Origin of the sequence: Metabacillus halosaccharovorans (assembly GCF_002019635.1) — a bacterium.
Lineage (GTDB): Bacteria > Bacillota > Bacilli > Bacillales > Bacillaceae > Metabacillus > Metabacillus halosaccharovorans.
This window is the reverse complement of sequence record NZ_KV917371.1, coordinates 91,988-108,674: the sequence shown is the minus strand read 5'-3', so window position 1 is coordinate 108,674 and position 16,687 is coordinate 91,988. Positions and strand designations below refer to the sequence as shown.

The following is a 16,687-nucleotide window of genomic DNA, read 5'->3' as shown; positions in this document are numbered from 1 at the left end:
GGTTCTGTTATTTTTCAGTGTTTTGCGGTACTATGCAACCATCATCAGTACATACATCCTGATCAGAAACTGTTAGGTCTTGAAACATTGGCTTTTGATGTTCCTCATCCCAAACTTTTTGAAGTGCACCTGCAAATGTTTCAGGAGACTGTGCACCAGAGATGGCATACTTTTGATTAAGTAAGAAGAATGGTACTCCTTGAATTCCATATTGCTTTGCCAAGCTTTGATCATTTCGTACTTCTTGTTCATAAGATGTTTTGTTAGATAAAACTTCCAATGCTTTTTCTCTTTCAATTCCAGCCTCTAAAGCAACTTCAACTAATGTATCGATATCCCCAACATTTTTAGATTTTGTAAAGTATGCAGATAATAGCTTTTCAGTTATTTCTTTATCTTTTCCAATGGTTTTAGCGTATTTTGATAAACGATGGGCATCAAATGTGTTAGTTGGCTTCATCCCTTCAAATTCAAAAGATAACCCGAGTTCTGCAGCCTGTTGGATCAGGCCTATATTCATTTGCTTCATTTGTTCTACAGTTGAGCCATATTTAGCTGCCAATGCTTCATATATACCTTGCTCTGAATGAGTTGGTGCATGAGGGTCTAATTCAAAACTCTTATACTCTATTTGAACTTGATCTTTATGTGGAAATTGCTCAAGTGCCATCTCCAATCTACGTTTTCCTATATAACAAAATGGACAAACAAAATCTGACCAAATCTCAATTTTCATAAACGTCACCTCTATGTTATTAATGAAGCTATTTTAGCAATTTGTTCAATCCAGTTGCAAACACTTGAACTTACACACCCCAACTTTCTAAAAATCGACACAAAACCATGAAAAAAGTCAACTCCTGCGCTTACCCGGGAAATGTCTTGTGATCTAGAAATTAATTTTAGTGGAGCTGGGTTTTTAACTCTATCATAATTTAAGAGCATATTAAACCAAGGTTTGACTAAAAGGAGGCTCGTTTTCAAAAAATGCTTTTAGAAAAAGCCAATAATATAATTATTATGTTAATAAGAATATTCTTCAAATTAAGGTTGAAGTTCATTCAAAATATGGTATCATATAGGTAATTGAAAAGGCTATGTGTAACTGGCGAAACACGGATTACCGTGAGGGAGCACATAGTGTCGAAGCCGTTCGCCTGGGCAAAGGTAAGGGATTAAATCCCTTGCCTTTTTCTGTTTAATAAGGAGGACGTTTATGTCGAATTATGATATAATCCCATTATCTTATTAAAATGAAAATATTCATAAAATTTTAAAAATACCTGAAAAGAGGAGATTTCAATGAGTACAACAACTCTAGAAAAAGTAAAAACAATTAAAACGTTAAACAATATCGCAGAAGTTGGTTTAAATGTGTTTAGCAAAGGCAACTACACAATTGACAATGATAGCGAAAATCCTGATGCCATTGTTTTACGAAGCTACAACATGCACTCAATGGAATTTGCGAACAATTTAAAAGCTATCGCACGTGCCGGTGCAGGTGTAAATAATATTCCTGTTGATAAATGCACTGATCAAGGAATTGTTGTATTTAATACACCTGGTGCAAATGCAAATGCGGTAAAAGAAATGGTCTTGACAACATTAATGGCTTCTTCACGAAATTTATTTGCAGGTGTTCAATGGACAAAATCTCTGGAAGCTGAAGGAGACCAAATACCGAAACTTGTTGAAGCAGGTAAAAAACAATTCGTTGGTAAAGAGATCAAAGGAAAAACTCTTGGAGTAATCGGGTTAGGTGCAATTGGTGCACTTGTGGCAAACGATGCACTTGGATTAGATATGGACGTCATCGGTTTTGACCCATTCATCTCTGTCGATACAGCATGGAACTTATCTCGTAAAGTACAGCGTGCGATGAGCCTTGAGCAATTATATGCAAATTCTGATTATATTACTGTCCACGTTCCATTAACACCTGATACTAAAGGTATGTTCAATGAAGAAACATTTGCGATTATGAAGACGGGTGTGCACATCTTAAACTTCTCTCGTGGTGAGTTAGTAAATGAAGAGAACATGAAAGAAGCACTTGAAAGTGGAAAAGTAGGCAAATATGTAACAGATTTCCCAAATGAAAATGTATTGAAAATGAATAATGTTGTACCGATTCCACATTTAGGTGCATCTACGAAAGAATCTGAAGAAAACTGTGCGATTATGGCTGCTCGTCAAGTAAAGGACTTTTTAGAAACTGGAAATATTAAAAACTCTGTAAACTTCCCGAATGCAGCACTTCCATACACTGGTAAGCGCCGTGTTGCGACATTCCATAAAAATGTTCCAAACATGGTTGGTCAAATCACTCAAGCGATCTCAAGTTATAATTTAAATATCGCAGACATGGTGAATAGAAGCCGTGGGGAATATGCATACACAATGATTGACATTGACAATGAAGTAAACGGTGATATTATCCCTCAACTAGAAGCTCAAATTACAAATATTGAAGGAATTGTTACAACTCGTTTAATCTAAAATTAATGATATTAGGATAAGGCTGCTGTTCTTGTAAACAGCAGCTTTTTTCGTTTTTTTAAAAGAATGGAATGTAAATAGAAGTGAATGCTAAGCATAAAAGTTTGTTTCTGTCGTTGAACTTGTTACTATAGAATCGTAACTTAATGAAGAAAGGAAAGTAGAAATGTCGAATATACAAATTCCTGTTTCAGTCTTAAATTTAGTGCCAATTCGTGAAGGGCAGGATGCTAAGGAAGCAATTGATTCAATGGTTGATTTAGCTCAAGCTATTGAAGCGATGGGTTACTCTCGATACTGGATTGCTGAGCATCATAATACATCAACTTTGGTAAGCTCGGCGACCTCTATTTTAATGAAACATACGTTAGAGCATACTAATAAAATCCGGGTGGGATCTGGTGGAATTATGCTGCCAAATCATTCACCATTAGTTGTGGCCGAGCAATTCGGAACAATGGCAACAATCTATCCAAATCGTCTGGACCTTGGACTTGGTCGTGCACCGGGTACTGATATGATGACGGCAAGTGCATTAAGACGTTCACAGAACGATTCTGTTTACACATTTCCTGATGATGTGAATGCATTACTCACATATTTCGGACCATCCGATAAACAAGAATATGTGAAGGCTTTTCCTGGAGTTGGAACAAATATTCCAATTTATATTCTCGGCTCATCAACAGACTCAGCATATTTAGCGGCGAAGTTGGGCTTACCGTATGTGTTTGCGTCCCATTTTGCTCCACGATACATGGAAGAAGCGATCTCAATTTACCGTAGCCGCTTCCAACCATCTGAATACCTAGAAAAACCATATATGATGGTATGCCTAAATGTCATTGCGGCTGAAAGTGATGATGAAGCGAGACGAGAACAAACAACTATGCAGCAATTCTTCTTAAATGTCGTTAGGGGAACTCAAAGTCCATTACGTCCTCCAGTAGAAAGCATGGAGGGTATATGGCAACCGCATGAAAAAGAAATGTCACTTTCAATGTCAAGTGTTACATTATTAGGTTCCAGGGAATCAATTAAAGACCAGTTAACAAGTTTCCAAGAAAAATATAACGTTGATGAAATTATGGCAGTATCATACATTTATGATCCGGAAAAACAAAAACGATCATACGAAATATTAAAAGAAGTTGTTGATGGAAAATAAAATAGAAACATAATTGATCTATCCCTTAAATGTTGGACAAATCCTGTACATTTAAGGGATTTTTTATCCTAAATAATAGACATAATGAATTTCACTGTTATTTAAATTGTGATATAATTCCAATTCAGCATAAATGGGAAAAAAGTGGGGAAGATAGGAAAAAATAGTATGAGGTGAACGGAATGGAATTGCTCCTCAAGATTTTTGTAATCTATCTCCTAACGATAATGATCATGAGGCTAATGGGAAAATCAACGATCATTCAAATGACACCTTATGATTTAGTGGCAATTATTATTGTTGGTACAGTAGCATCAGAACCTCTTATAAGCACAGAGTTTCTTCCAACAGTTTATGCTCTGGCGATCCTGGTTTTAATTCATATCTTGTTCTCAAAGCTTACATTATGGCAATGGGGAAACCGTTTTTTTTTAGGAGAACCTACCATTTTAATTAAGCATGGTGAGTTTGTGGAGGACAATATTGAAAAATCAAGACTATCCATTGCGCAGATATTATCAATCTTAAGAAGTCAAGGTTTTCCAAAGGTTTCCGATATCGATTATGCAATTTTGGAGCCAATCGGAGAAATTAGTGTCATAGCAAAACCAGAAAATACACCAGTAACGGTACAACACATGAACATACCAATTGAAGATGAAGGATTACCGATTTCCGTCATTGTCGATAGGAGAATCCAGGTACGTAATTTGAAATTATTAGGAAAAACCAAGGAATGGTTGAAAAATAAATTAAAAGAGCAAAACCTGACAGAAAAAGATATTTTTTATGCTTATGTGAATGAGAAGACAAAAAAGTTGATCATTAAGAAACGAATTATGTCATGATTGGAAATGAATATAGGATATTTAAGCGTGGAATCTACGGTCATTTCCATGCTTTTTTTATTTCAGTTTAAATAATTGAATTGGAATAAAAAGGCAATAATTTGATAGGAATGAGATAACAGTTAGTTTATCAATTGGCCCATAATTAAGATAGTTAAATTGAATAAGTGAATAGGTAAGACTTTAAGAAACAGTGTATTAGCTTATCCATTTGAAGGCTTGACCAATATATTATTAACATGTTACCATAAGGTCACATGATTGATAAGTGACCATTTGGTAACATAAGAAACAATGAATGATTAAGTGAGGAGGGGTGAAATGGAAGAGATGCTTTCAAATGTTTTTAAAGCATTGGGCCACCCAATCCGTAGAAACATACTCGATTTACTAAAACAATCACCGAAAACAACAGGTGAACTTAATGAGTCATTTCCTGACGTAACACGATATGCCATAATGAAGCATTTAACGATTTTAGAAGAAGGGAATCTGATTGTTACAAGACGAAAAGGGAAATTCAAACTCAATTATTTAAATGCTGTCCCGCTACAAGAAATGTATAACCGATGGGTTGGTAAGTATATGCAGCCAACGGCAAATTCTTTATTAAATCTTAGATCAGTTGTAGAGAAAAAAGGAGATGGTCAAAAAATGACGGAAACAAATAAGTTTTTTCATATTGAACAAGAGATTTTTATAGATGGAAGTCGTGAACAAGTATTTAAAGCACTAACGGAAAAAGTTGAAGATTGGTGGGAATTCCGCTTAGCTCCTAAACATCTATCCTCTCAATTTACATTCGAACCTGTTCCGGGAGGACAATTTATGGAAAAATGGGGAGAAAATGCAGGAGCTGTTTGGGGGACAGTTTATTATGTCAATGCACCCGAAGAAATACGTGTTCAAGGTCATTTAGGAATGCAAGGAGCCGTAAACAGTGCATACACCTATAAACTTATTGACAAAGACGGTGGAACAGTCCTTCAGCTTTCCCATACTGCTTCAGGAGTCCTCCAAGAAAACTGGGAGCAGGATCATAAACATGGTTGGGAATATCTCCTAGGAACATTATTGAAAAAATATGTAGAAAATAAAGCCTAGAAACAGGGGGAGGAACAAAAAATGGTGGATGTGGTAACAGATATAGTAATTAATCAACCTATTGAAGTCGTTTCAGATTATGCAACAGATCCTGATCATGCTCCGAAATGGTATGTAAATATTCATGCTGTTGAGTGGAAAACACCAAAACCTCTCGCTATAGGAAGTCAAATTGCTTTTAAAGCCAATTTCCTGGGGCGGGAACTTGCATACGTATACGAAATTGTCGAATATGAACCACAAAGAAAATTAGTGATGAAAACTGCAACTGGACCATTTCCAATGGAAACTACGTATACATGGCAGGAAGAAGATCTGGGACGAACACGGATGATTCTAAGAAATAAAGGAATTCCAACTGGATTTTCTAAACTTTTTACGCCATTTATGTCAACTATGATGAAAAAGGCAAATAATAAAGACTTACAGAAGATAAAACGAATACTTGAAACAAAATAACTCATAGGAACATTCACTTTTAGGAGAGGATGTTCCTTTAAGCTGTATTACTACAAAGAATTGAAAAAAAATATTAGAATATAGTAGTTAAAAGTACCTGTTTGTTTTACATACTAGCTAATTACAAGGGAGAAAAATAATATGGAAATAGGCATAAGTACATTTGTGGAAACAACACCAGATGTAGAATCCGGTGAAGTTGTTAGTCATGCACAGAGAATCAGGGAAGTAGTGGAGGAAATTATCTTAGCTGATCAGGTAGGATTAGACGTGTTTGGAGTCGGTGAGCATCATCGTGAAGATTTTGCTGCATCGAATCCTGCAATCATTTTAGCAGCAGCAGCACCTCAAACGAAACATATTCGCTTAACAAGTGCTGTAACAGTTCTTTCTTCAGCTGACCCGGTCCGGGTGTTTCAGGATTTTGCAACTCTTGATGGGATATCAAATGGACGAGCAGAAATTATGGCAGGAAGAGGTTCATTCATTGAATCTTTCCCTTTGTTTGGCTACGACTTAAAAGATTATGATGAATTATTTGAAGAAAAACTCGAACTGTTACTCAAAATAAGAGACTCTGAGAAAGTAACATGGAGAGGTGGTCACCGGCCAGCTATTCAAAACAGAGGTGTATATCCAAGACCAGTGCAAGATCCGCTTCCAGTGTGGATAGGTAGTGGAGGAAACTCTGAATCGGTAGTCCGGGCAGGTATTCTTGGCTTACCATTAGTATTGGCTATTATCGGTGGAAGTCCGATCCAGTTTGAACCATTGGTTCAGCTATATAAAAAAGCAGTTGCTCATGCGGGGCATAACATCTCAAAACTAACTGTTGCATCCCATTCACACGGTTTTATTGCCGAAACGACTGAAAAGGCAGCAGATAAATTTTTCCCTTCTACACAACAAGTAATGAATCAGCTTGGGAAAGAACGAGGATGGGGTTATTATGACAGGAAAAGCTTTGATGCAGCCCGAAGTTTTGATGGCGCTCTATATGTAGGAGATCCGAATACGGTTGCAGAGAAAATTATTCACCTTCGCAAAAACGTAGGGATTACACGATTTATGCTCCATGTTCCAGTGGGATCAATGCCACATGAAGATGTCATGAGAGCGATTGAGTTATTAGGAAAAGAAGTTGCACCAAGAGTTCGTGAGGAAGTAGCGGCATGGGAGTCTCAAAGTGGATTGAAATAAACAAATAATAAAAAAAGCACTTCGTAAAACGAGTGCTTTTTTGTATTGTAGATTAAAACTGATCTGAATTTTATTTTTTTGAACCTTTATTTTTTTGTTTTGCACCCTCATTTTTAAAAGCTGATTCTGTTTCATGATCATTTCTTTGTTGCTCAAGACTAGAATTTTGTAGACCTTTTTTCATTGTTCATACACCGCCTTTTCAAATAAATGATATTTTGTTTGCCTTCCTTATTATGATAATTATCAAAAAGAATATACAGTTGAGACATATTTTTGTTTAATATTGTTAATAATCATCAAAAAAATATTGATAAATAAATCATTTTTATTGAAAAACAATAAAATATAAATTAAGCTAGAAATATATTAAAAGAAAGTGGAAAAGGAGTAGAGTAAATGACTTCAATTTTGTTTTTTGGTTTTTTGGTCCTACTATTGATCATTCTTTTTAAGAATCGGTTAAGAGGAATAATACCTGAAAATCATTCATTTGTTGAAAGGTTGGAAAAGTTAGGGTGGTTTCAGTATCATTGGTTAGCGGGTTTAAGTTTATTTGGAATAAACGCCGGTTTATTTCTCCTTACAGGAGGTTTGTTGTATGGCCATATGTTTCTCATGATTCCATATTTACATTTAGTGATTATGTTTTTAGCTGTTATCATAAGTATTTATGTTTGGATTTTGATCAACAAAGCTTGGGAAGGAACAAAAGGTAACAGACTGAAACTTGGAGCTGTTGGCAGTAGTTTTTACTTAATATTAACGATCGTTTTTATTTATATGATGATGACGATAGAGCCTCAATATCCTGGTGAAGACACGTTTATGAGGTTTATTGGTCTATTTTTTGCCTCTTTTGTTACAGCAGTTGCCTTTTTAACTTGTTTTTTAATTACGGGTTTTTCAAAAGTACATAGAAATTGACAAATGACACAGTTTATTTACGATTTTAGTAGGATATTAACGATTATCGCTAGATATTGTACGATTCTACTAGTTTATTTTCGATTAGACAATATTCGACGTAATTCTACATATATTATATAGAACAAAATTATTGAAAAACCAAATATCTCCAGTCATTATGTTTATATGAACACTTATACATATAAAGGGGTGTATGCATTGTACAACACAATCATAATAGGAGCTGGTCAAGCCGGGCTTGCTGTGGGATATTATTTAAAACAATCTAACAAAAGCTTTCTCATTTTAGACAAAGAGAATGAGGTAGGGGAATGTTGGAAACAAAGATATGATTCGTTAGTCTTATTTACTCCCCGTATGTACAGTGCCTTACCAGGTATGAAGTTTCAGGGAGAATCACACGGTTTTCCAACAAAAGATGACGTTGTGGATTACTTACAGAAGTATGTAGTGAAATTTAATATACAGATTCGTTTTCAATCAGAAGTTGTGAGTGTTTCAGAAAAGGAAGGTCATTTTATAATAAAGACAAAAAATGATGAATTTTCAGCAGAAAATCTTGTCATCGCTACAGGTCCTTTTCAGATACCCTCATTGCCTGCATTATCAAAGAAAGTAAACATCAATCAACTTCACTCTTCACAATACAGAAATTCAAAACAACTGGTAGATGGAAATGTTCTTGTGGTTGGAGGTGGAAACAGTGGGGCACAGATTGCTGTTGAGTTATCGAAAGAAAGAGAGACATTTTTAGCTGTTAGCAGGAAATTAAATTACTTACCATTGCTACTTAGGAGAAAAAGTATCTTCTGGTGGTTTGATAAAATCGGTATTTTAAAAGCATCGAATACTTCTTTAATAGGGAGGCTCATCCAAAAAAGAGGCGACCCTATTTTTGGATTTGAATTAAAAGAAGCGATAAAACAAGGTCGTATCAAGTTGAAAAAACGTGTAACTGATGGAAATCAACATAAAGTGGTTTTCGAGGACTCAACAGAACTCGAAATTCAAAATGTCATTTGGGCTACAGGGTTTAAAACTAATTTTTCTTGGTTGAACATAAATCATATAATAAATGAAAAAGGATATGTTATCCATACCCGTGGAGTAACAAATATTAAAGGGTTATATTTTATCGGTCTACCTTGGCAATATCGTCGTAGTTCTGCTTTATTACAAGGGGTTGGATTTGATGCGGAGTATATTGTAAAGAAAATAAATAGTTTTGACAAATTAGATTAGTAAGAGTAATTAAAAGTACATTTTATCTTCTATTGCATAGGATAGGTTAGAACCTAGGAAAGGGGTAAGATCAATGTACTTTGTTCCTTATGTATATCAAAATCCATATTCTTACTATGTTCCTTCACCGATGCCGTCTTATGGAAGACAGTCTGTCTATTGGACATACCCAAATGTAACTGATCAAGCCAATGTGATAAATGGGCAACAATTTTCCAATCAAAGAGTGGCGATTGCAGATTACGGAGCTAAGCCATATGTTGTGAATATTGATGAAGCAACGAAGCAAAACAATACGTTTCGTACAGCTTTGTGGACTGGAACACATTTACAGGTTACATTAATGAGTATTAATGCCGGTGAGGATATTGGATTGGAAATGCATCCAAATGTTGACCAATTTTTACGTATAGAACAAGGGCAGGGACTTGTTCGAATGGGAAAAAGAAAAAATAATTTAAGCTTTGAACGAAATGTTTATGATGATTTTGCTATCTTGATACCGGCAGGAACATGGCATAATGTTATAAATACGGGGAATTCTCCTTTGAAGCTTTACTCGATTTATGCCCCTCCTAACCATCCATTTGGTACAGTTCATACTACCAAAGCTGAAGCGATGGCAGCGGAAGAATCCTATTAGGATAATCATTAGTTAGGTTGCGACTCTTTTATAAGGGGTCGCTTTTATTTTTAAGTTTCTTCTTTCATACAGATCAAATCTGTTCTTCTTGCTTAAGATATATCAATCCTTCATACTAGAATCAGTAGAATGATAGAAAGAGGTGTAGGGGTGTGGCTGTGGTGAGAAAAACTGCAAATAAAAAAGGTAATAAAGAAAGGACTATTATTAAGTTATTTCGTCCAATTTTTATCATTGTTTTTTGTTTGCTCATTGTTCATGTATATTATTTATCAACCATTGATCAATTGCTTCCACAACTAATGAAGCTATCTGCTGCTCTTATTACGTTTGCTAAGTCCATTCCTACATCAATTTTGCTGGTTTTTGGTTACACACTTGTCATATTTTATGCGGGTTACATAGTAGGTAAAAAGTTGAAATCTTAAAGGGAGATTTTTATATGCTGTTGGTTTTATTATTCTTTATAGGTCTAGCAGGAGGAATGCTCGGTAGCCTAGTCGGATTAGGCGGAGGAATTATTATCGTACCTGCTTTACTTTTTATTGGAAACTATACAAGTCTATTGCCATCCATAACACCACAGCTTGCTGTTGGGACCTCAATGATCATCTTAATTGTTACAGGCCTTTCTTCAACACTAAGTTATATGAAGCAAAAAACAGTTTACTTTAAGGCAGGAATGATTTTTTTTATCGGAAGCGGGCCTGGAGCTTTTGTGGGAGCATTGATTAATAAAACAATTGATTTACATCTTTTCTACATATTCTTCGGGACTTTTGTCATTTTCATTTCACTCCTCCTAAGTGTTCAAAAATATTTGAAGCCGAATACAAATCCAGTTGGTATTACTCATACGTTTAGAGATAAACAGGGTGAAGAGCACATCTTACAATTTCAACCTGTACTTGCAGTTTTGATTGCTTTTATCGTTGGCGTTTTGTCCGGTTTATTTGGAATTGGCGGTGGTTCCTTAATGGTTCCGACGATGCTTTTATTATTCAGGTTTCCTGCCTCCATTGTGGTGGCAACTTCGATGTTTATGGTGTTTTTGTCTTCGATTGTTGGATCAATTGCGCATATTCAGCTTGGTAATATTGAGTGGCTATGGATCCTTGTTTTAGCACCAGGAGCTTGGATTGGTGCGAAAGCAGGTGCTTTTATTAATCGTCGCCTAAAAGACGGAACGGTTATTGTCATTTTAAGACTTGTCCTGGTTGTTGTCGGGGTCCGGTTGATTTTTCAAGGCTTATAAAATGGTACTCTTTTTGAATGAAAATCCTTTTTGTGCAGACATGAAGGATTTTTTGGCGTGATCAAAAATAATTAGATAAATCGGAATAAACTGGACAGACTACAGGTAAAAGATGAGTTTTTATGGAGGGCGGAAAATGGATTGTTCTACATTTGTCTTATTTGGAGCTACTGGAGATTTAGCTAAAAGAAAAATCATTCCGGCCTTATTTGAATTATTTCTTAGCCAAAAGCTGCCAACCCCATTTTCAATTATAGGTTCGAGTATTACTGAGTATACCGATGATGCGTTTCACGATCATGTCAAATCATCGATCGATTCATTTTCACATCATTCATCAAGTGATCCAAAAATGAGTGATTTTCTTCATCTCATTCGATATTGTAAGGTCGATGTGACAAAAGGTTTAGAGTATGAAAGATTATATTCGTTAATCAAAGCGCAAGAAACCGCGTTACATATTCCGGAAAACAGACTGTTTTATCTTTCGGTAGCTCCCCAGTTTTTTGGCGTAATTGTTAAAAAGCTACAAGAGTCTAAAATCGTTCAAACAAATGGGTGGAAGCGACTTCTTATTGAAAAACCATTTGGACAAGATGTGACTACTGCACGAGAATTGAATGAAAAATTATCACGTGTTTTTGATGAAGAAGAAATTTACAGAATAGATCATTACTTAGGAAAGCCAATGGTTCAAAACTTGGAAACATTGGAATTTGCGAACCCTGTTCTCCAGACTCTTTGGAACAATGAGTATATTGCAAATGTCCAAATTACAGCAAGTGAAATAGTTGGAGTCGAGAAGCGGGCTGCCTATTATGAAAAAGCAGGGGCAATTCGTGATATGTTTCAAAATCATTTACTTCAATTGCTTATGATGTTCAGCATGCATTTTCCAAATGGTTTTTCTGCGAAAAACATTCGTCAAGAAAAAAGAAAGGTCATGGAGGCTGTTCGTCCTATAAAAAAAGAGGATGTATTCAAAGAAGTTATTAGGGGTCAATACGGACCAGGAGAGATAAATGGTGAACAAGTAATAGGTTATAAGAAAGAACCCGGTGTGAATCCATCTTCAACAAATGATACATTCATCGCAGCCCGCCTTTGGATAGATGATTCTTTATGGAAAGGTGTTCCGTTTTATATTCGTACAGGGAAACGTATGAAGGAAAAATCAACAAGGATCGTGATTGAATTTAAAAATCCTTTGAAAAAATATAATAAACAAACAGAGCCTAATCTATTGGAAATCGGAATTAACCCGGAAAGTGAAGTGTCATTACAGTTAAATAGCCGAAATCCGTTGAAAGAAGGGGAAATTGAACCTATACATGTTGACTTTACACCTGAACAGAGGGGAATTCCGGAGGCATATGAGAACATATTAGTAGATGCATTAGAAGGTGATGCTACTTTTTTCGCTCATTGGAAAGAAGTTGAATTATCTTGGCAGCTTGTTCAGCCAATCTTAGAGGCTTTTGAGGAAAATTTAGTCCCTCTACATGACTATCCATCCGGATCATATGGTCCAAAAGCCGCTCACATATTACTTGAAGAAGAAGGATTCTTTTGGTGGTCAATTGACAATAAAAACGAAAAAGAAGATATAGATGAAGATGGGAAATGAAGCACTATTTAGTGCCAGGAGACGAACATCTTAGTACAGATCATAGACTAGATCGTAGGAGTGATTTTGATGAAAGTTGGATTAATTGGTTTAGGAAAAATGGGCCTAAATATTAGCAAAAACTTAATTGATCACCATCATGAAGTGGTTGCGTTTGACATTAATGAACAAGCAATCGAAGAGATTAAACAATATGGAGCACAAGGAACGACAAATCTAAATGAATTGGTACAATCACTAGATCGTCCAAGAATTGTCTGGATCATGGTTCCGCATAAAGTCGTTGATCAAGTGATTCAGGACATAAAGCCATTGCTATCTGACGGTGATATTGTCATTGAGGCGGGAAATTCCCATTACAAAGAGTCAATGCGCAGATATGAAGAGTTTAAGGAAGTTGGTGTTAGCTACCTTGATGTTGGTACATCAGGAGGAATGGAAGGTGCCCGCAATGGTGCCAACTACATGATTGGTGGAGACCAAGATGCATGGAAAATCGTGGAACCGATCTTCCGGGATACATCTGTTGAAAAAGGATATGTGTATACAGGTAAATCAGGAAGTGGTCACTATTTAAAAATGGTTCATAACGGGATTGAATATGGAATGATGGCAGCAATTGGCGAAGGTTTCGAGGTTTTGGAAAAAAGCCAATTTAATTATGATTATGAACGAGTAGCAAGAGTATGGAGTAACGGATCAGTTATTCGCTCATGGTTAATGGAACTAACTGAGAACGCTTTTGCTAAAGATGCGAAGTTGGATGGAATTAAAGGGATTATGCACTCATCCGGTGAAGGAAAGTGGACAGTAGAGGAAGCGTTAGATCTCCAGGCGGCAACACCTGTTATTGCTCTTTCATTAATGATGAGATACCGTTCTCTTGAAACCGATACGTTTACTGGTAAAGTTGTTGCAGCATTAAGAAATGAGTTTGGTGGACATGCAGTAGAGAAGAAATAGTAGGAAAAGCTACCCTCTGCATGTTGCAACTTGGGTAGCTTTTAACATGTTAAGCATTAATTTTATAATCAAGCTTCTTCCTCAAACGCTTCATATCTTCTCTAGGTGGAAGGCCAAACATACGGGAATATTCACGGCTGAATTGTGAAGGACTTTCATAACCTACCCGAAAAGAAACCTCAGCAGCATCAGTTGATTCTAAAAGTAACAAGCGTCTAGCTTCTTGTAGTCTTAACTGCTTCTGAAACTGAATCGGACTCATTGCTGATATTTCTTTGAAGTGTCTATGTAATGATGAGACACTCATTTTTGCTAATTCAGCAAGTTCATCAATTCGAAATGACTTTTCAAAGTTGTTCATAATATAACTAATAACTTCTCTAATTCGATATGCTTCACTACCTTCAATAGCCATTTGTTTCAGGGCACTTCCATGAGGTCCTTGAAGAATTCTATATAAAATTTCCTTTTTGAAAATCGGAGCGAGAATTGGAATATCGTTAGGAGAGTCAACTAATCTCACTAACCTGACAACCGCATCCAACAATGACTCTTCCACTTTGCTGACAAGAATAGCGCGGCTTGATTTCTTTTCGAATCCGACTTGTATCTTCGTTTCATCTAATATCTCTAAAATTTGGCTTGGTGTAAATTCAAGTTTTAATGCTATGTATGGAGATTCAGTAGAAGCTTTTATCACTTGTCCTGTAACAGGTACATTGACTGAGGCTACAAGATAATCGGCAGGACTGTAAACATAGCGTTCCTTCGCCAGGAATACCTCTTTTTCACCTTGAATAATCAAGCAAAAAGATGGTTTATAAACTCCGTGAAAAGGCTCTGTCACACTAGTTCTATTGATGAAAAATAAAGAAGGAATATCAGTAAGGGAAACACCATTTTGATCTGCCTTTCGTTCAATGATGTTGGCAAGTTCAGACTGCTGCAAATGCATTTGTTCAGACATTTGTCATTCTCCTCTCTTTAACAAGGATAAATATTTCACTTTATTTTACAGCATTTTAAGGAAATCCGTAAGATGGTGTGAGAGGATTAGGCAAACATTTGATAGGAATGCGATATCAGAATGCTAACATTTGTTGGATAATGAGACTATAACACTTTTCTAAAAAGAGGAAAACACATTATTAGAAAGGGGAAGAGGAGAAGGGTGATTAAAAAACAATTTAAAATGAAACCGAATACAGGAATTGCCCGGTTATCAGCAATGTTGGTCATTGTTTCAAGCAGGTTCAGTTCAAAGATCGAACTTGAATACCAAGGACATAAAGTTAATTTAAAAAATTCAGCACAGTCATTAATGGAGCTTATGGATCTAAAACTGTATCCCGGTTGTCAATTTCTAATAACAGTACATGGAGTTGATGCTTATGAAGCTTTACACACAATTAATGTTCATATACGAGAAGCTCAAGCGGTAAAAAACAGCAAGAAACTTGTCCTGTTAGAAAACGTTAAATTAAGCTTATAGAAAGAAATGACACCAGTGAAAGTACGAACAAATCTCCTTTAAAGGAGGAAAAAATGGAACGACTATGGACGAAGTCATATATTAATATGCTGATAAGCATGCTGTTTTTATTTACCGCATTTTATATGTTGTATCCTACACTACCTTTGTTTATTAAAGAGATCAGTGGTAATGAATCACAGGTCGGACTTATGATGGGAGCGTTTATGCTCTCTGCGGTTATTTTTCGTCCAATAGTAGGTGGTCTACTGGACCGGTTCGGAAGACTGCCATTTATTATAGGTGGTGTCCTTCTTTTTTCTATCTCAATGTACCTTTATAACTGGGTTGGTGGAATTGTTGTGTTGATGGCATTAAGAATTTTGCATGGGATGAGCTGGGCTGTTTCCACAACTTCAATTCTTACAGCGATCACAGATATGATTCCATCAGGCCGCAGAGGAGAAGGATTAGGCTGGTCTGGTATGGCAATGACGCTTGCAATGGCGATCGGTCCGATGTTTGGAATTTGGGTTATGGAAAACCTTTCCTATCATTCTTTATTTCTATTTGCTTTTAGTCTGTCCGTCATTGCCTTGCTCTTAATCTTCGGAGCAAAAATTCCTTTTCAACCGCAATCGAGCTTGAAGAAAATGGAGTTTTTCGAAAAATCAGTTTTACCCGTCACAATTACCGTCTTTTTTCTATTTATCGCATATGGCGGAGTCACCACATTTGTTCCATTGTTTGCTAGTTCCATTGGCGTTAATTCCGGAACATTTTTTCTCGTTTATGCTTTTACTCTCGTTCTTATTAGACCAATTGCCGGTAAGCTTTCAGACCGATACGGAGAATCATTTGTCATAGGTCCGGCCCTCATCATCACAATAATCGCATTGGCTGTATTAGGATTTTCGAACGGATTGTTTGCTGTTCTTTTAGCTGCAATCCTTTACGGGATTGGATTTGGTGCTGCTCAACCTGCTTTACAAGCTGCTACCATTCGCCTTGTTCAACCAGAACGAACCGGGGTAGCGAATGCTTCTTTTACAACAGCGACTGATCTTGGAATTGGCCTGGGTGCCATTTTGTTGGGCTGGGTTTCCCAACATACAAGCTATCAAGTTTTGTTTATAGTAAGTGCTGTGGCTGTCGGTTTTTCATTGATCATGTTTCATATGCTAGTAAAACGTTTGTTAGTAAGCAACAGTCTACATAAAGTGAAAGTTTCTCCTTTTCCAAGCAAAACAGGCTGATACAGTGTTGGATAATATG

General features: G+C 36.3%; 18 protein-coding genes and 1 riboswitch. Of the genes, 15 read left to right on the top strand and 3 right to left on the bottom strand.

Going from position 1 to position 16,687, the window contains the following annotated elements; translation table 11 throughout:
• Positions 1–7 precede the first annotated feature (7 nt).
• Positions 8–736 (bottom strand): DsbA family oxidoreductase, encoded by a 729-nt coding sequence (locus tag BK577_RS00510; RefSeq protein WP_078431125.1) that lies wholly within the window; start codon positions 734–736, stop codon positions 8–10.
• A gap of 355 nt (positions 737–1,091) precedes the next feature.
• Positions 1,092–1,170: riboswitch (ZMP/ZTP riboswitch) on the top strand.
• A 132-nt stretch (positions 1,171–1,302) separates the two neighbouring features.
• Between BK577_RS00510 and BK577_RS00505 the strand changes: the two genes are divergently transcribed.
• The 6 genes from BK577_RS00505 (at position 1,303) to BK577_RS00480 (ending at position 7,281) form a co-directional block, all read left to right on the top strand.
• Complete coding sequence (locus BK577_RS00505; protein WP_078431124.1) at positions 1,303–2,502, top strand: phosphoglycerate dehydrogenase; 1,200 nt, start codon at positions 1,303–1,305, stop codon at positions 2,500–2,502.
• Between the two features lie 166 nt (positions 2,503–2,668).
• Positions 2,669–3,670: an LLM class flavin-dependent oxidoreductase gene (locus BK577_RS00500; RefSeq protein ID WP_078431123.1), complete on the top strand. Its 1,002-nt coding sequence runs from the start codon at positions 2,669–2,671 to the stop codon at positions 3,668–3,670.
• Positions 3,671–3,852: 182 nt separating this feature from the next.
• Positions 3,853–4,518 carry a DUF421 domain-containing protein gene (locus BK577_RS00495; protein ID WP_078431122.1) on the top strand — a complete coding sequence of 222 codons (666 nt, stop codon included), beginning with the start codon at positions 3,853–3,855 and terminating at the stop codon, positions 4,516–4,518.
• A gap of 321 nt (positions 4,519–4,839) precedes the next feature.
• Positions 4,840–5,622, top strand: coding sequence for an SRPBCC domain-containing protein (locus BK577_RS00490; protein ID WP_078431121.1), 783 nt, complete (start codon positions 4,840–4,842; stop codon positions 5,620–5,622).
• Positions 5,623–5,643: 21 nt separating this feature from the next.
• The gene (locus BK577_RS00485; RefSeq protein ID WP_078431120.1) at positions 5,644–6,081 is read left to right on the top strand and encodes an SRPBCC family protein; all 438 of its coding nucleotides are present in this window, start codon (positions 5,644–5,646) and stop codon (positions 6,079–6,081) included.
• A gap of 141 nt (positions 6,082–6,222) precedes the next feature.
• Positions 6,223–7,281, top strand: a complete 1,059-nt coding sequence (locus BK577_RS00480) for an LLM class flavin-dependent oxidoreductase (RefSeq protein ID WP_078431119.1) — start codon at positions 6,223–6,225, stop codon at positions 7,279–7,281.
• Positions 7,282–7,351: 70 nt separating this feature from the next.
• On the opposite strand, the gene BK577_RS00475 is transcribed toward BK577_RS00480, so the two are convergent.
• Positions 7,352–7,465, bottom strand: coding sequence for a hypothetical protein (locus tag BK577_RS00475; protein WP_026560055.1), 114 nt, complete (start codon positions 7,463–7,465; stop codon positions 7,352–7,354).
• A 215-nt stretch (positions 7,466–7,680) separates the two neighbouring features.
• Between BK577_RS00475 and BK577_RS00470 the strand changes: the two genes are divergently transcribed.
• The 7 genes from BK577_RS00470 (at position 7,681) to gnd (ending at position 13,941) form a co-directional block, all read left to right on the top strand.
• The gene (locus BK577_RS00470; protein ID WP_078431118.1) at positions 7,681–8,208 is read left to right on the top strand and encodes a hypothetical protein; all 528 of its coding nucleotides are present in this window, start codon (positions 7,681–7,683) and stop codon (positions 8,206–8,208) included.
• Positions 8,209–8,409: 201 nt separating this feature from the next.
• Positions 8,410–9,453 carry a flavin-containing monooxygenase gene (locus BK577_RS00465; protein ID WP_078431117.1) on the top strand — a complete coding sequence of 348 codons (1,044 nt, stop codon included), beginning with the start codon at positions 8,410–8,412 and terminating at the stop codon, positions 9,451–9,453.
• 73 nt (positions 9,454–9,526) lie between these two features.
• On the top strand, positions 9,527–10,096 hold the full coding sequence (locus BK577_RS00460) for a cupin domain-containing protein (protein ID WP_078431116.1): 570 nt from the start codon (positions 9,527–9,529) through the stop codon (positions 10,094–10,096).
• A 161-nt stretch (positions 10,097–10,257) separates the two neighbouring features.
• Positions 10,258–10,524 (top strand): hypothetical protein, encoded by a 267-nt coding sequence (locus BK577_RS00455; protein ID WP_139367243.1) that lies wholly within the window; start codon positions 10,258–10,260, stop codon positions 10,522–10,524.
• A gap of 14 nt (positions 10,525–10,538) precedes the next feature.
• On the top strand, positions 10,539–11,351 hold the full coding sequence (locus tag BK577_RS00450) for a sulfite exporter TauE/SafE family protein (RefSeq protein WP_078431114.1): 813 nt from the start codon (positions 10,539–10,541) through the stop codon (positions 11,349–11,351).
• 136 nt (positions 11,352–11,487) lie between these two features.
• Entirely contained in the window at positions 11,488–12,978 is a 1,491-nt protein-coding gene (gene zwf, locus BK577_RS00445; RefSeq protein WP_078431113.1) for a glucose-6-phosphate dehydrogenase, read from the top strand.
• 69 nt (positions 12,979–13,047) lie between these two features.
• On the top strand, positions 13,048–13,941 hold the full coding sequence (gene gnd, locus BK577_RS00440) for a phosphogluconate dehydrogenase (NAD(+)-dependent, decarboxylating) (RefSeq protein ID WP_078431112.1): 894 nt from the start codon (positions 13,048–13,050) through the stop codon (positions 13,939–13,941).
• 49 nt (positions 13,942–13,990) lie between these two features.
• Here the strand turns inward: gnd and BK577_RS00435 are convergent, their stop codons facing one another.
• Positions 13,991–14,908 carry an AraC family transcriptional regulator gene (locus tag BK577_RS00435; RefSeq protein ID WP_078431111.1) on the bottom strand — a complete coding sequence of 306 codons (918 nt, stop codon included), beginning with the start codon at positions 14,906–14,908 and terminating at the stop codon, positions 13,991–13,993.
• 204 nt (positions 14,909–15,112) lie between these two features.
• On the opposite strand from BK577_RS00435, the gene BK577_RS00430 reads away from it, so the two are divergent.
• A complete protein-coding gene (locus BK577_RS00430; RefSeq protein WP_078431110.1) occupies positions 15,113–15,433 on the top strand; it encodes an HPr family phosphocarrier protein in 321 nt (106 codons plus the stop codon).
• On the top strand, positions 15,430–16,668 hold the full coding sequence (locus tag BK577_RS00425) for an MFS transporter (RefSeq protein ID WP_139367242.1): 1,239 nt from the start codon (positions 15,430–15,432) through the stop codon (positions 16,666–16,668). The genes BK577_RS00430 and BK577_RS00425 overlap by 4 nt, the downstream gene beginning before the upstream one ends.
• The last annotated feature ends 19 nt before the right edge of the window (positions 16,669–16,687 follow it).

Bases quoted from the DNA above. Each gene is read 5' to 3' on its own strand.
- BK577_RS00510 (WP_078431125.1), bottom strand. From the start codon at position 736: ATGAAAATTGAGATTTGGTCAGATTTTGTTTGTCCATTTTGTTATATA.
- BK577_RS00505 (WP_078431124.1), top strand. From the start codon at position 1,303: ATGAGTACAACAACTCTAGAAAAAGTAAAAACAATTAAAACGTTAAAC.
- BK577_RS00500 (WP_078431123.1), top strand. From the start codon at position 2,669: ATGTCGAATATACAAATTCCTGTTTCAGTCTTAAATTTAGTGCCAATT.
- BK577_RS00495 (WP_078431122.1), top strand. From the start codon at position 3,853: ATGGAATTGCTCCTCAAGATTTTTGTAATCTATCTCCTAACGATAATG.
- BK577_RS00490 (WP_078431121.1), top strand. From the start codon at position 4,840: ATGGAAGAGATGCTTTCAAATGTTTTTAAAGCATTGGGCCACCCAATC.
- BK577_RS00485 (WP_078431120.1), top strand. From the start codon at position 5,644: ATGGTGGATGTGGTAACAGATATAGTAATTAATCAACCTATTGAAGTC.
- BK577_RS00480 (WP_078431119.1), top strand. From the start codon at position 6,223: ATGGAAATAGGCATAAGTACATTTGTGGAAACAACACCAGATGTAGAA.
- BK577_RS00475 (WP_026560055.1), bottom strand. From the start codon at position 7,465: ATGAAAAAAGGTCTACAAAATTCTAGTCTTGAGCAACAAAGAAATGAT.
- BK577_RS00470 (WP_078431118.1), top strand. From the start codon at position 7,681: ATGACTTCAATTTTGTTTTTTGGTTTTTTGGTCCTACTATTGATCATT.
- BK577_RS00460 (WP_078431116.1), top strand. From the start codon at position 9,527: ATGTACTTTGTTCCTTATGTATATCAAAATCCATATTCTTACTATGTT.
- BK577_RS00450 (WP_078431114.1), top strand. From the start codon at position 10,539: ATGCTGTTGGTTTTATTATTCTTTATAGGTCTAGCAGGAGGAATGCTC.
- zwf (WP_078431113.1), top strand. From the start codon at position 11,488: ATGGATTGTTCTACATTTGTCTTATTTGGAGCTACTGGAGATTTAGCT.
- gnd (WP_078431112.1), top strand. From the start codon at position 13,048: ATGAAAGTTGGATTAATTGGTTTAGGAAAAATGGGCCTAAATATTAGC.
- BK577_RS00435 (WP_078431111.1), bottom strand. From the start codon at position 14,908: ATGTCTGAACAAATGCATTTGCAGCAGTCTGAACTTGCCAACATCATT.